11 protein-coding genes are annotated in these 14,581 nt (G+C 74.1%); 7 read left to right on the forward strand and 4 right to left on the reverse strand.

Annotation, left to right across the window (positions count from 1 at the left end):
- Positions 1-64 precede the first annotated feature (64 nt).
- Positions 65-832: a hypothetical protein gene (locus ACWDD7_RS03700; protein ID WP_351880475.1), complete on the reverse strand. Its 768-nt coding sequence runs from the start codon at positions 830-832 to the stop codon at positions 65-67.
- A gap of 164 nt (positions 833-996) precedes the next feature.
- The gene (locus ACWDD7_RS03705; protein WP_351880477.1) at positions 997-2,679 is read right to left on the reverse strand and encodes a PucR family transcriptional regulator; all 1,683 of its coding nucleotides are present in this window, start codon (positions 2,677-2,679) and stop codon (positions 997-999) included.
- A 343-nt stretch (positions 2,680-3,022) separates the two neighbouring features.
- Here ACWDD7_RS03705 and ACWDD7_RS03710 point away from each other — a divergent pair, with 343 nt between their 5' ends.
- The 5 genes from ACWDD7_RS03710 (at position 3,023) to ACWDD7_RS03730 (ending at position 8,969) form a co-directional block, all read left to right on the forward strand.
- Positions 3,023-3,913, forward strand: a complete 891-nt coding sequence (locus ACWDD7_RS03710) for an FAD binding domain-containing protein (RefSeq protein WP_450456118.1) — start codon at positions 3,023-3,025, stop codon at positions 3,911-3,913.
- Complete coding sequence (locus ACWDD7_RS03715) at positions 3,913-4,485, forward strand: (2Fe-2S)-binding protein (protein WP_351880482.1); 573 nt, start codon at positions 3,913-3,915, stop codon at positions 4,483-4,485. Before ACWDD7_RS03710 ends, ACWDD7_RS03715 begins: the two co-directional genes overlap by 1 nt.
- 1 nt (position 4,486) lies before the next feature.
- On the forward strand, positions 4,487-6,874 hold the full coding sequence (locus ACWDD7_RS03720; protein ID WP_450456120.1) for a xanthine dehydrogenase family protein molybdopterin-binding subunit: 2,388 nt from the start codon (positions 4,487-4,489) through the stop codon (positions 6,872-6,874).
- Between the two features lie 240 nt (positions 6,875-7,114).
- On the forward strand, positions 7,115-8,260 hold the full coding sequence (locus ACWDD7_RS03725) for an XdhC family protein (protein WP_450456122.1): 1,146 nt from the start codon (positions 7,115-7,117) through the stop codon (positions 8,258-8,260).
- 67 nt (positions 8,261-8,327) lie between these two features.
- Positions 8,328-8,969 (forward strand): LysE family translocator, encoded by a 642-nt coding sequence (locus ACWDD7_RS03730; RefSeq protein WP_351879794.1) that lies wholly within the window; start codon positions 8,328-8,330, stop codon positions 8,967-8,969.
- A gap of 47 nt (positions 8,970-9,016) precedes the next feature.
- Here the strand turns inward: ACWDD7_RS03730 and ACWDD7_RS03735 are convergent, their stop codons facing one another.
- Both ACWDD7_RS03735 and ACWDD7_RS03740 read right to left on the reverse strand, forming a co-directional pair.
- A complete protein-coding gene (locus tag ACWDD7_RS03735; RefSeq protein ID WP_351879791.1) occupies positions 9,017-9,457 on the reverse strand; it encodes an SRPBCC family protein in 441 nt (146 codons plus the stop codon).
- Positions 9,458-9,540: 83 nt separating this feature from the next.
- Positions 9,541-10,359: a polysaccharide deacetylase family protein gene (locus ACWDD7_RS03740; protein ID WP_450456124.1), complete on the reverse strand. Its 819-nt coding sequence runs from the start codon at positions 10,357-10,359 to the stop codon at positions 9,541-9,543.
- Between the two features lie 117 nt (positions 10,360-10,476).
- Between ACWDD7_RS03740 and ACWDD7_RS03745 the strand changes: the two genes are divergently transcribed.
- Both ACWDD7_RS03745 and ACWDD7_RS03750 read left to right on the forward strand, forming a co-directional pair.
- A complete protein-coding gene (locus ACWDD7_RS03745; protein WP_450456125.1) occupies positions 10,477-12,348 on the forward strand; it encodes a S1 family peptidase in 1,872 nt (623 codons plus the stop codon).
- The gene (locus ACWDD7_RS03750; RefSeq protein WP_450456127.1) at positions 12,345-14,579 is read left to right on the forward strand and encodes a tetratricopeptide repeat protein; all 2,235 of its coding nucleotides are present in this window, start codon (positions 12,345-12,347) and stop codon (positions 14,577-14,579) included. Before ACWDD7_RS03745 ends, ACWDD7_RS03750 begins: the two co-directional genes overlap by 4 nt.
- Positions 14,580-14,581 lie beyond the last annotated feature (2 nt).

The following is a 14,581-nucleotide window of genomic DNA, read 5'->3' on the forward strand; positions in this document are numbered from 1 at the left end:
ACAGCCGTCTCTGAGTTCCCTCTGAGCACGCCGGACACCCCGGGCACCACGCGACTCTCCCGGCTCACGCCGTGGCCGGCCCCGCCGCCGGAGGCGCCAGCTGGGCCGCGAGCCACGTCGGCACGCCGCCCAGGAGGCGGAACAGCCGCCGCGCCTCGTCCCGCAGCCGCGTCGCCGCCGGTTCGTCCTCCGTGTCCGCCAGGGAGACCAGCGCCGGCGCCGTGCCGACCAGGTATCCCAGCTCCTCCCGGATCCGCAGGGACTCGGCGAACCCGTGCCGCGCCTCCGCCAGCTCGCCGTCGCGCAGGGCGAGTCCGGCGAGATGCCGCCAGGTGAAGGACAGCAGCAGTGGATCGGCGTGCGCGGTCGCGCCCGCGTGCGCCCGGCGGTAGGCGGCGCGCGCCGCCTGCGGGGAACGGGACAGGTTCTCCGCCAGCAGCCCCCGCCGGAAGTCCAGCAGGGCCCGCCCCGCCGCCCCCGGCGGGATCAGCGCCGCCGCCCGCCCCAGCGCGGCCCGCGCCTCGTCCACCCGGTCCCGGACACCGTGCAGCGTCGCCGCGTACGCCAGCTGCCCCCGCTCACACGCCGCCGCGCCCCGCTCCTCGTCGGTGTGCGCGAGCGCCTCCGCCGTACGCAGCGCGTCCTCGGCGTCCGCCCAGCCGCCCTCGGTGTACAGGCAGCGCTCCACCAGCAGCATCGCCCGTTGCAGCGCCGCGCCCGGCGTGTCCGGCGGCAGCAGGGCCGCCGCGTCGGCCCAGCAGGCCCGCGAGCGCAGCCGCCATACCGCGGTCTGGAGAGGATCGTCACCGGCGGTCGTTCCGTTCCCAGACATGGCGGTATACGCCACGTTGACCTCCCCAGGCACACCATCGGGCTGTTGAGTGGTGGCGGCATTCCAGCATCGATCGCCACGCCCGGCCAAGAGGGTGGGTGAAAGTTTTCACAAAGTAGCGGGGGCGCGACGGGTCGCGGTATGTCCGCTTCGTCCCTGTCGGCTCAGCTCATGCGCAGTGCCAGGAAGAAATCGAGCTTGTCCTCCAGGCGCGAAAGGTCCCGTCCCGTCAACTGCTCGATCCGGCCGACGCGGTAGCGCAGTGTGTTGACGTGCAGGTGCAGACGGGTGGCGCAGCGGGTCCAGGAGCCGTCGCAGTCGAGGAACGCCTCCAGGGTCGGTATCAGCTCCGCGCGGTGCCGGCGGTCGTAGTCCGTCAGAGGGTCCAGCAGCCGGGCCGTGAAGGCGCGGCGCACGTCGTCCGGGACGAACGGCAGCAGCAGCACATGGCTCGCCAGCTCCTGGTGCCCGGCCGCGCAGACCCGGCCGGGCCGGGCCGCCGCCACCCGGCGGGCGTGCCGGGCCTCCTCCAGCGCGCCGCGCAGCCCCTCCGCCGAGTGCACGGCCGCGCTGACCCCGATCGTGAGCCGCCCGTCGTCGTCCAGGCCCGCCGACAGCGGCTCGCGCACCGCCTGGAGCAGCGCGTCGGCGAGCAGCCCGGTCTCCGCGCCCTCCTGGTCGGCGGCGACGGCCGGTACGGCGGGCAGCGGCACCAGCGCGACCGCCTCGTCCCCGGTGTGCGCCACGGCGATGCGGTCGGAGGGCTCGGGGCCGGTCGCCAGCGGGTCGACCAGCACCTCCTCCAGGAGCGACTGGGCCACCGGGCCGCCCTCGATCTCCTCGCCGTCCCACTCCACCCGGGCCACCACGACCTGCCAGCGCGGGGCGGCGCCGAGGCCGGGCAGCAGCACGGGCGCGGCCACCCGCAGCCGGGCGGCGACCTCGGCGGGCGCGGCGCCCGTCTGCACCAGCTCCAGGACCTCCTGGGCGAGCCGGCGCCGTACCGTACGGGCGGCCTCGCGGCGGTCGCGCTCCACGGCGATCAGCTGGGTGACGCCCTGGAGCAGGTCCATGCGCTGCCCGTCCCAGTCGCCCGCGTCCGCCTCCACGGCCAGCAGCCAGTCCGACAGCACCGTCTCGCGCACATCGCGCGCGGCCTGCGGGGAGCGCCCCGAGGAGCGGATCGGGAAGAGCGAGTACGTCGTACCGCCCAGCTGGACCCGGTGCGGGCCGCGCCGGCCGGTGCGGGCCGCGGCCAGCTGCTCGGCGGCCAGCCGCGCGCAGGTCTCGGCGGGCAGGTCCGGGCCCGCCACCTTGGAACCGGCGATCAGCCGGCCGGTAGGGGAGAGCACCCAGGCGCGCAGGTCGAGGTCGCTGCCGAGCAGGTCGAGCACCACGTCGGGGCCGCCGCCCGCCGGGCCCGAGGTCATCATCCGGCGGTGCCGGTCCACCACGGCCGCCAGGTCACCGGCGCGCTCGCCCGAGACCTGTCGTACGACGTGCTCGGTGATCGTCGCGAAGGCCACCGACTCGTGCACCTCGAACAGCGGCAGCCGGTGCTTGGCGCAGGCCAGCACCAGGTCCTCCGGCACCATGCCCAGCTCGGCGGTGCCCGCGGCGAGGGCCGCCACCCCGGCCTGCACCAGGGTGCGCACGAACGGCTCCGAGTCCGCCTCGTCCCGCCGCCACGCGAGGCCGGTCAGCACCAGCTCGCCGCCGGAGAGGTACCGGCTCGGGTCGCGCAGGTCGGTCGTCATCACACCGCGCACCGAGCGGTCCAGCTCGTCCTCGCCGCAGAGCAGCAGCAGGCCCAGCCCGTCGGTGTCCAGCAGTGCGCGCAGCCGCATCTCAGTTGCCGCCGTTTCTGTGTCTCGAAACCTACGATGGATCTTCGGAGGGTGACGGGGAGGGGCCGTGCGCCGCGCCCGGGGGACCGCTCCGGGGCCTCCACGCCGGTTCCTGCGTTTCTCCAGGAAAACGGAGAGGTTTCCGGTGACCTCCGTTCATACGAATCTACAAGATGCTCCCCCTGGCCAGCGAACTCCTTCATGGTTTCGGTGACTGACCCCTCCGGAGTACACGGCGGTGTACTGACCCCACTCCCCGTCAACACGACAGGAACGAGCCGGGCCCGCCGCACACGCATCGGCTCGAACCCGCACGACCCCGAGACGAAGAAGAGAGCCGGTCATGGACTTCCTTCGCCCCGCCAGCTGGGAGGAGGCGCTCGCCGCGAAGGCCGAGCACCCCACCGCCGTGCCGATCGCGGGTGGCACCGATGTGATGGTCGAGATCAACTTCGACCACCGCAGGCCCGAGTACCTGCTCGACCTCAACCGCGTCGGCGACCTCGGTGAATGGGAGAGGGGCGAGGACTCCGTACGGCTGGGCGCCTCCGTGCCGTACACGCACATCATGGAACAGCTCCGTGCCGAGTTGCCGGGCCTCGCGCTCGCCTCGCACACGGTCGCCTCCCCGCAGATCCGCAACCGCGGCGGCGTCGGCGGCAACCTCGGCACGGCCTCGCCCGCCGGCGACGCCCACCCCGCCCTCCTCGCCGCGGGCGCGGAGGTCGAGGTGGCGTCGGCGGCGCGCGGCACCCGGATGATCCCGATCGACGACTTCTACACGGGCGTCAAGCGCAACGCGCTCCGGCCGGACGAGCTGATCCGCGCCGTGCACATCAAGAAGGCGGACGGACCGCAGCAGTACTCCAAGGTCGGCACCCGCAACGCCATGGTCATCGCCGTGTGCGCCTTCGGCCTCGCCCTGCACCCCGGGACCCGCACCGTGCGCACCGGCATCGGCTCGGCCGCGCCCACGCCGGTGCGCGCCGAGGCCGCCGAGGAGTTCCTGAACGCGGCCCTGGAGGAGGGCGGCTTCTGGGACAACGGGAAGACCATCACCCCGTCGGTCGCCAAGCAGTTCGCCGGTCTGTGCTCCGCCGCCTGCAACCCGATCGACGACGTCCGGGGCACCGCGAGCTACCGCCGGCACGCGGTCGGCGTGATGGCCCGCCGGACGCTGACCTGGACCTGGGAGTCGTACCGCGGCGCCCGCCGCACCGAGGGAGCCGCGTGATGCGCGTCAACTTCACCGTCAACGGGCGCCCGCAGGAGGCCGACGACGTCTGGGAGGGCGAGTCCCTGCTCTACGTGCTGCGCGAGCGGCTCGGCCTGCCCGGCTCCAAGAACGCCTGCGAACAGGGCGAGTGCGGCTCCTGCACGGTGCGCCTGGACGGCGTGCCGGTCTGCTCCTGCCTGGTCGCGGCCGGACAGGCCGAGGGCCGGGACGTGGTGACCGTCGAGGGCCTCGCCGACCACGCGCGGCAGCGCTCCCGCGGCGACGCGGAGGGCACCTCCCTGGACGAGGCGAAGGGATGGCAGGCCGAGGGCGGCACCGACTCCCGGGCCGGCGCGGGCACCGGACTCGCCCCGATCCAGCAGGCGTTCATCGACGCCGGCGCCGTCCAGTGCGGCTTCTGCACCCCGGGCCTGCTCGTGGCCTCCGACGAACTCCTGGAGCGCAACCCGAACCCGTCCGACGCCGACATCCGCGAGGCACTGTCCGGGAACCTGTGCCGCTGCACGGGCTACGAGAAGATCATGGACGCGGTCCGGCTCGCGGCCGCCCGTCAGTCCGAGGAGGTCTGACATGCCTTCCCCCACCGGCGCGCCCACGAAGATCACGCAGGGCTCGGGTACGAAGGGCGGCATCGGCGAGTCCACCCTCCGCCCGGACGGCACCCTCAAGGTCACCGGCGAGTTCGCCTACTCCTCGGACATGTGGCACGAGGACATGCTGTGGGGCCAGATCCTGCGCTCCACCGTCGCGCACGCCGAGATCGTCTCCGTCGACACCTCCGAGGCGCTCGCCCTGCCGGGCGTGTACGCCGTCATGACGTACGACGACCTGCCCGCCGAGGTGAAGCACTACGGTCTGGAGATCAGGGACACCCCGGTCCTCGCGCACGGCAAGGTGCGCCACCACGGCGAGCCGGTCGCGATCGTCGCCGCCGACCACCCGGAGACCGCCCGCCGCGCCGCCGCCAGGATCAAGGTGGAGTACCGCGAACTCCCCGTGATCACCGACGAGAGGTCCGCCCTCGCGCCGGACGCCGTCCTCGTCCACGAACACCGCGACGACCACCACGTGGGGCATGTCGCGCACCCGAACATCGTGCACCGCCAGCCGATCGTGCGCGGCGACGCGGCCGGGGCCGCCGGGCGCGCCGAGGTGATCGTCACGGGCGAGTACACCTTCGGCATGCAGGACCAGGCCTTCCTCGGCCCCGAGTCGGGGCTCGCGGTGCCCGAGGAGGACGGCGGCGTCCACCTCTACATCGCCACCCAGTGGCTCCACTCCGACCTGCGCCAGATCGCGCCCGTGCTCGGTCTGCCCGAGCGCAAGGTGCGGATGACGCTGTCCGGTGTCGGCGGCGCGTTCGGTGGCCGCGAGGACCTGTCCATGCAGATCCACGCCTGCCTGCTCGCACTGCGCACCGGCAAGCCCGTCAAGATCGTCTACAACCGGTTCGAGTCCTTCTTCGGGCACGTCCACCGCCACCCGGCCAAGCTGCACTACGAGCACGGGGCCACGCGCGACGGCAAGTTGACCCACGTCAGGTGCCGCATCGTGCTCGACGGCGGCGCCTACGCCTCCGCCTCCCCGGCCGTCGTCGGCAACGCCGCCTCGCTGAGCATCGGGCCGTACGTCGTGGACGACGTCGACATCGAGGCCATCGCCCTCTACACCAACAACCCGCCCTGCGGCGCGATGCGCGGCTTCGGCGCGGTCCAGGCGTGCTTCGCCTACGAGGCCCAGATGGACAAGCTGGCGAAGGAACTCGGCATGGACCCCGTGGAGTTCAGGCAGCTGAACGCCATGGAACAGGGCACGATCATGCCGACCGGGCAGCCGGTCGACTCCCCGGCGCCGGTCGCCGAACTCCTGCGCCGCGTCAAGGCGATGCCGCTGCCGCCCGAGCGCCAGTGGGAGTCCAGCGAGGGCGCCGACGTACGGCAGCTGCCCGGCGGTCTGTCCAACACCACGCACGGCGAGGGCGTCGTGCGGGGGGTCGGCTACGCGGTCGGCATCAAGAACGTCGGCTTCTCCGAGGGGTTCGACGACTACTCCACCGCCAAGGTGCGCATGGAGGTGATCGCCGGCGAGCCCGTCGCCACCGTGCACACCGCGATGGCGGAGGTCGGCCAGGGCGGCGTCACCGTGCACGCCCAGATCGCCCGCACCGAACTCGGCGTCGCCCAGGTGACCATCCACCCGGCCGACACCCAGGTCGGCTCGGCCGGCTCCACCTCCGCCTCCCGGCAGACGTACGTCACCGGCGGCGCCGTCAAGAACGCCTGCGAACGGGTCCGCGAACAGGTCCTGGAGATCGGCCGCCGCAAGTTCGGCTCGTACCACCCGGCCTGGGCGACGGCGGAGTTGCTGCTGGAGGACGGCAAGGTCGTCACCGACGGCGGCGAGGTGCTCGCCGGCCTGGTCGACGTCCTCGAAGGCGAGGCCGTGGAGGTCGAGCAGGAGTGGCGGCACCGGCCGACCGAGGCCTTCGACCTGCGCACCGGCCAGGGCAACGGCCATGTCCAGTACTCTTTCGCCGCGCACCGCGCCGTGGTCGAGGTCGACACCGAACTCGGCCTCGTCAAGGTCGTCGAGCTGGCCTGCGCCCAGGACGTCGGCAAGGCGCTCAACCCGCTGTCCGTCGTCGGACAGATCCAGGGCGGCACCGTACAGGGCCTGGGCATCGCGGTGATGGAGGAGATCATCGTGGACCCGAGGACCGCGAAGGTCAGGAACCCCTCCTTCACGGACTACCTGATCCCGACCATCCTCGACACGCCGACCATCCCCGTCGACATCCTCGAACTCGCCGACGCGCACGCCCCGTACGGCCTGCGCGGCATCGGCGAGGCCCCGACCCTGTCGTCGACCCCGGCCGTCCTGGCGGCGATCCGGAACGCGACGGGGCTGGAGCTGAACCGGACGCCGGTACGCCCGGAGCACCTCACGGGCACCGCCTGATCCCGCTCCGACGCCGGGCATCCGCTCATCCCCGGCCACCCAGACGCATGCGGCACCGGGCCGTCCCCCGGGTTGGCGCACATCCCACATCCCGATCATGAGATCGGCGCGTTCATGTGGGGGCTGACGGTGATCTTCCTCGTGTACTTCGCGCTGCATCCCGTCGAGGGACTGCTCGGCGTTCATCAGCGACGCGGTCAACCTCCCTTCCGGACCGACCCTTTGAGGAGGCCGACACACATGCTGGACATCGCCGAGGAGCTGGACCGGTGGGTCGGGCGGGGGCGGGGCTTCGCCGTCGCCACCGTCGTGGGCGTCGGCGGCAGTGCCCCGCGGCAGCCCGGCGCCGCGCTCGCGGTGGACGCCGAGGGCACGGCGATCGGGTCGGTCTCCGGCGGCTGCGTGGAGGGCGCGGTGTACGAGCTGTGCCGGCAGGCGCTCCAGGACGGGGAGACCGTGCTTGAGCGCTTCGGGTACGGCGACGAGGACGCCTTCGCGGTCGGCCTGACCTGCGGCGGCGTCATCGACATCCTGGTCGCCCCGGTGCGGCCGGACGACCCCGCCCGGCCGGTGATCGCCGCCGCGCTGGCCGCCGCCGCCCGCGGGGAGGCGGCGGCGCTCGCGCGCGTCGTGGCGGGACCGGACGGCCTGGGGCGCCGCGCCCTCCTCGTCCGCCCCGACGGGTCGTACGACGGCGGCTTCGGCGCCCACCCCGAGCTGGACCGCACCGTCGCCGCCGAGGCCCGCGCCCTGCTGGACGCGGGCCGCACCGGCACCGTGGAGATCGGCGCCCGGGGCTCGCGCTGCGGCGCCCCGCTCACCGTCCTGGTGGAGTCCTCCGTGCCCGCGCCCCGGATGATCGTCTTCGGCGCGATCGACTTCGCCGCCGCCCTGGTCCGGGTCGGCAGGTTCCTCGGCTACCACGTCACGGTGTGCGACGCCCGCCCGGTGTTCGCCACCCGCGCCCGCTTCCCGGACGCCGACGAGATCGTGGTCGAGTGGCCCCACACCTACCTGGAGCGCACCGGGACCGACGGCCGTACCGTCCTGTGCGTCCTCACCCACGACGCCAAGTTCGACCTGCCCCTGCTGAAGGCGGCGCTACGGCTCCCGGTCGCCTACGTCGGCGCGATGGGCTCCCGGCGCACCCACCTCGACCGCACCGCGCGCCTGCGTGAAGCCGGCCTCACCGAACGGGAGCTGGCGCGGCTCCGGGCGCCGATCGGCCTCGACCTCGGCGCCCGCACGCCCGAGGAGACGGCCCTGTCGATCGCCGCGGAGATCGTCGCCGAGCGGCGTGGCGGCAGCGGCGTCGCCCTGACCGGCGGACACACCCCGATCCACCACGACGCGCGGGAGGAGGCGCGGACCGGGTCGGTGGCCTGAGCCCGGGACCGGGTCACGGGAAAAAAAGAGATTGCCGCGCGCCCCGACCCCTGTGTTCCATGGGCCCATGGTCTCCACCGACCGGCTGCTCGCCTTCGCGGCGCTGTCCCTCCTGCTGATCCTGATACCCGGCCCGAGCGTGCTCTTCGTCGTCGGGCGGGCGCTGGCGCACGGCCGCCGCGCCGCGCTGACCACGGTCGCCGGCAACACCCTCGGCGCCTACGTCCTCGTCGCCGCCGTGGCCCTCGGCATCGGACCGGTGGTGGAGCGCTCGGTGCTGCTCTTCACCGCGCTCAAGCTCGCGGGCGCCGCGTACCTGGTGTACCTCGGGATCAAGGCGTGGCGGCGACGCGGTTCGCTGCGTGCCGCGTTCGCCGAGTCCGGCCCCCCGGAGCGGGGCGGGCTGCGCACCCTGGGGGAGGGCTTCGCGGTCGGCGTGGCCAACCCCAAGACGATGGTGTTCTTCGCCGCCGTACTGCCCCAGTTCGTGGACCGCGCCCAGGGTCATGTGCCGGTGCAGATGCTGCTGCTCGGCCTGGTCTTCAACGTCATCGCGCTGGCCTCCGACAGCCTCTGGGGCCTGGTCGCCTCCGCCGCCCGCGACTGGTTCGCCCGCTCGCCCCGCCGCCTGTCCGCGGTCGGCGGCGTCGGCGGCCTGGCGATGATCGGCCTGGGCGTGACGGTGGCGGCGACGGGCCGCAAGGACTGACGTCCCGGCCGGTACGGGATCGTCGGGGCCGTCCGGAGTACGGCCGTTCAGGCCCGCCTGAGCAGCTTGTTCACCCCGCGCCCGAAGACCGCGCGCGCCGTACGCGCGACGACTCCGTCGAAGGCCCGTGGCAGGAACCGCACCCGCAGTTCCTCCCGCCACACCACCCGGCTGCGGCCCCCCGGCCCCGGCCCTACCTCGATCTCCGCCCAGCCGAGCACCACCCGCCCCCGCTTCTCCAGCCGGCACCGTCCGCCCTCGTCATCCACGGGCGGGCGCCAGACGGTCACCTCCATGGTGTCGTCCACGGCGAGCGGACCGATGCCGGAGCGGGCCGTGAAGCGGGTGCCCACGTCGGTCGGCCCGGGGGTGAGCAGCCTGATCCGGGTCAGCGGCACGACGTCCGCGTGGCGGGGCCACTCGGTGAGCCGGCGCCAGGTCTCGGCCAGGGGGAGCGGGACGGTGCGGGTGAGGGAGAAGGTCGGCACGACGACGATGGTAGGCAATGAGCGCCGCCCGTCCGGGAGTTCGCCGCCGCCTCACCCGGTCGGCCCAGCCGGTGCGCGGCGGTTCAGGGGCGGTAGACCTTGCCCGGTTCCGCCCGGCCGGGCGCGAGGAGCTGGGGGACCGTCACGAAGGTGTATCCGCGCTGCTTGAGGGCGTCGATGATGCCGGGGACGGCGGGCACGGTCCCGGGGTAGATGTCGTGCAGCAGGATGATCCCGTCCCGGTCGGCCTGGTCGAGGACGCGCTTCTTGATGAGCGCCGAGTCGTTGGTCGCGTAGTCCTCGGCCGTGACGCTCCACAGAACCTCCGCGAGCCCCAACTCCTTGCAGATCTCGTGGATGTTGGCGTCCGTGCGGCCCTGCGGCGGGCGCATCAGCGTGGGCTTGCGCCCCGTGAGCCGCTTGATCGCGTCATCGGGCCGCCGTAACTCGTCGCGGACCTGGTCGTCGGATATGTCCGTGAGGATCTTGTGGTCCCAGGTGTGGCTGGCCACCTCGTGCCCCTCGGCCGACATGCGCCTGACCAGCTGCGGATACCTCTCGATGTGTCCCTTGCCGAGCAGGAAGAACGTCGCGTGGACCTGCTTCTCCTTCAGGATGTCCAGCAGCGGCGGCGAGTTCTCGCTGGGGCCGGCGTCGAAGGTGAGCGCTATGCACTTGGCCTTGCGGCAGTCGACGCCGCCGAAGCTCGCCGGCGCCCCCTGCGCCGCCTGCTCCCGCGCGGTGCTCGGTGAGACGGTGTCGACCTGCGCGCAGCCGGTCAGGGCGAGCGCCATGCAGGCGGCGGCCGAGAGGAGCGCGGCCGCACGGAACCCGCGGCACCCTCCGCCCGTCTTCGGGGGCGCGGACGACGGCGTCTGGGTCTTCTTGGTCGTACGAGGCATGCCGGGACTATACACACGGTGTATAGCTCGGGTGTTTGGTTATGGACGAACATTCACCTGCGGCCTCCTCGTGCACACCGGTAGTTCCGGGCCGGTACGGGGAGTAACCTCGGCAGCATGACGCGCACGGGGGAGCGAGCCGTCAAGTCCCGCTTACGCACGCCGACTTGGATCGCACGCATCGAGGCACCGGACGGCGCGGTGCTCGGTGCCGGGGTACTGCTCGCGCCTGACCGGGTGCTCACCGCGGGGCATGTCGTCGCGCCGGGCGAGCGGTATGTCGTACGGCTCGTCGGCGTCCCCGGACAGGGCGCGGTCACCGCCACCGTCCGCCCGGACGAGCACGTACCGGAGCGGGAGGACGCGTTCGGCGACCGCAGCGGCGACCTCGCCCTGCTGCGCCTCGCCGAGCCGCTGCCCGCCGGGCACACCACCCGGCTCTACCGGCTCGCCTCGCCGCACGGACCCGTGAGCATGTACGGCTTCCCGCCCGGCGACGACGGCGGCCGCTGGCACGGCGCCACCCTGGTCGCCGCCCGGGGCCGGGACAGCCGGGTGCAGCTGCGCCCGCTCACCCCCGGCGAACTGGCCGTCCCCGGCTTCAGCGGCGGCGGAGTGGTCGACCACGCCACCGACCAGGTCATCGGCATCGTGCTCAGCGTGGACGAGGGGCAGGTCTCCGCCTTCAGCCACATGAGCCCCACCGAGACCATCCTCAGCCATCTGCCGCAGGTCGCCGCCTGGACCGACGGCGCCTCGGCCGTCGACCCCCGGCTGCGCAGCCGTACGGCCACCGGAGCGGGGCGGCTCGACGTGCGGTTCGCCACCGAACTCGCGGGCTGGTTCCGGGGTGAGGGCTGGCCGGTGCTCGTCACCGTCGTACCCGCCCGGGGCGACCGCGCCTTCACCCTCGAACGGGCCGTCACCCTCGCGGACCGCGAGCTGCGCACGCACCGCAACACCAGCGCCTACAGCCACGACCCGCCCGAGACCGTGCCCCCGGCCGGCGCCCACGATCTCGCCCTGGACGTCAAGGGGCTGACCACCGCCCAGGTCATGGACCGCATCGCCGAACGCCTCGGCATCCGCGACGACCCCCGGCCCGAACGGCTCGCCACCCTGCGCGTCCCGCTCGCCGCCGTGCTCGTCGGCGTCGACCAGTGCGCCGAGCCCGACGACCTGCTCGCCCTGCTGGACCTGCTCGCCCGGCACGGGGCCCGGCTGCTGCTGGTCCACCGCCGCCAGGGCGGCCTGGCGGCCCAGGCCGCCGAGTCCCTGGTGCACCGCCCGCTGCGCGAACGCTGGACCCGGCTCGGCGCCGAACTCGACCGTATCGTGGACGGGTTGGGGCCCGCGCTCGACGCCCGCCGGGACCGGGTGACCGCCGCGCCCGGCACCGAGGCGCTGCTGGACCAGGCCGAGGGCGCCGTCAGCCGCAGCCGGATGCTCCGTGCCTGGGTGGCCCACAGCTCGGAACAGGACCGCGAACCCCGGCGCGCCGACCTGCTGTTCACCTTCGAGGACGCCGCCGAGCGCCGCCGCCAGCGCCTGGAACAGGCCGTGGGGATGCTCGACACGCGGCTGCGCCGCTGGGAGGAACTCCGCGGCCGCGTCACCGCGGAGTGGCCGCTGTGCCGCCGGCGCGCGGGGGAGGACGGCGACCGCGTGGTGGAGGCGTACCGCCTCTACGAGGCCGCGCTGTCCCTGCTCCGCCGGACACCGTGCGACATCGAACGGGCGGAGGACGCCGCGGACCGGTTCATCGGGTTCTGCTCGGGGGCGGACGGGCCGGCGGACGGCGAGGGCGGCGCGGAGCCGGTGGAGGAGGGCGACTCGCGCCCGGACGCCGGGGGTTCGGACGACGAGGAGGCGCCCGGCCACGCCGGTCCCGAGCACCCCGCACGACCCCCCGAACACGCCCGCACCCCCGACCACCCCCCGCCTCCCCGCCGAACCGCCGCCGAAGCCCGAAGGGAGCGCGACTCATGACCTCCTGCGTCCGTCCCGGCTGTGCGGGCCACATCATGGGGACCGGCTACTGCGACACCTGCGGACACCGGCACATCGAGCCGCGCAGCGAACCACGCACCGCACCGGCGGCCCCGCCGCCCGCCGTGGTCGAGGAGAGCCCGGGGCCGCCGACCGTGCACGCCGTGGCCGGGGTCGGCGAACTGGACCAGCACGGACTGGTGGTGCTGCCCGAGGTGCCCGAGCCCGACGACGTGCTGATCGGGGACGCGCGTCCGCCCACCGAGGGCCGCCGCTGCGGCGCGGGCGGCTGCACCATGGTCATCGGGGTGGGGTACGGCGGTCAGCCCGCCCGCGCCACCGGCCGCTGCCCCCGCTGCGGCACCCCGTACTCCCTCCTGCCCCAACTGGCCCGGGGCGACCTGGTCGCCGGGCACTACCGGGTGCTCGGCTGCCTCGCGCGCGGCGGGCTCGGCTGGATCCACCTCGCCGAGGACACCCGGGCCGAGGGCCACCGCGTCGTCCTCAAGAGCCAGATCAACGCGAACGACGCGCTGGCCCGCCGTACCGCCGTCGAGGAGCGCCGCTCCCTCACCGACCTGCACCACCCGGACATCGTGCGGATCATCACGTACGCCGAACACCGGCCGCCCGGTGGGGCCGCCACCGGTTACCTGGTCATGGACTACATCGGCGGCCGCTCCCTGCAACAGCTCTTCGACGCCGACGACGTCGAGCGCGTCTTCCACGGCCGCCCGCGTCTCGACCACGTCCTCACCTACGGTTGCAAGATCCTCGGCGTGCTGGAGTACATGCACGAACGGGGCCTGCTCTACTGCGACATGAAGCCCGCCAACGTCATCCACTTCGGGCGGGCCGTGAAGGTCATCGACCTCGGCGCGGTCCGCGCGATCGGGGACCGTGCGTCGGCGTACGTCTACACGGCGACGTTCGCGCCGCCGAAGGCGGAGATCGACCGGCGCGGCTGGCACGTCGACAGCGACCTCTACACCGTCGGCATGACCCTGCAGGCCCTGGCGCGCGACACCGAACCGGCGCGCGGGCTCGCGCACGACTCCTTCCGCCGTCTCGTCGACCGCGCCACCCACCCCGAACCCCGGGCCCGGTTCCGGTCGGCCACCGAGATGTCCCGCCAGCTCTGGGAGGTCCTCAGGGAGTTCCGCTCGCTCCAGTTCGGCGAGCAACTGCCCGAGAGCTCCACCCGGTTCCGCGCCACCGGCGCCAGCCTCGACGCCGGGCTCGGGGCGATCCCCGCCCTCGACCACTGGACCGCCCGCCCCGGCCGGCGCCCGGCCGAACTGGACGCCTCCCCGCCCTCGCCCGCCGAGGTCGCCGGCGCGCTCCCGGAACCGGTGCCCGACCCGGCCGACGGCGCCGCCCTGGTGCTGGACACCTTCTCGCCCGACGCCCCCGACCGGGTGGCCCGGCAGTGGTCCCGCGACTCCCGGCTCGGCACCCCGGAGACCGCGCTGTGGCTGTGCCGCGCCTACCTCAGACGCGGCGAGCGGGACGCGGCGGCCGACTGGCTCACCGAGGCGGAGACCCAGCTCGGCGAGCGCGCCGCCGCCCACGACTGGCGGATCGCCTGGCACCGGGGCGTCCTGCACCTGAGCAGGAGCGAGGTCGACCTGGCAGGCGCCCGTTTCGAGGCCGTGTACCGGGCGCTGCCCGGCGAGTACGTGCCCAAGCTCGCCCTCGGCCACTGCGCCGAGCACGGCGCCCGCACCGCACGCGCCATGCGCTTCTACGAGGCCGTGTGGAAACGGGACAGCGCGCACACCGCCGCCGCGTTCGGTCTGGCCCGCGGCCATCTGGCCGGCGGCGACCGGGACGCCGCCGTGCGCGTCCTGGACGACGTGCCGGCCACCTCGCGCCACCACGACGCCGCCCGGATCGCCGCCGTCCGCGTCCGCGCCGGCATCCTGGGCGGACTGCCGCCCACCCCCGCCGATCTGGCCGACGCGGCCCGGCGGCTGCCGGATCTCCGCCTGGACGGCGGCGCCGAGGACGGCGAGTCCCGGGCCCGGCTGGTCGCCGAGGTCCGGGAGAACGCGCTGTACGGCACCCCCTCCTGGCCCTCCGGAGACCTCCTCGGACCCGGCGACGAGCACGGCCTGCGCACCCTTCTCGAACACTCCTTCCGCCAGCTGGCCGCGCAGGCCCGCACCGCCAGGGAACACGGACGACTGCTCGATCTGGCCCACGCGGTAAGGCCGTTGACCACCTTCTGAGC

The organism is Streptomyces sp. NPDC001056, assembly GCF_053598955.1.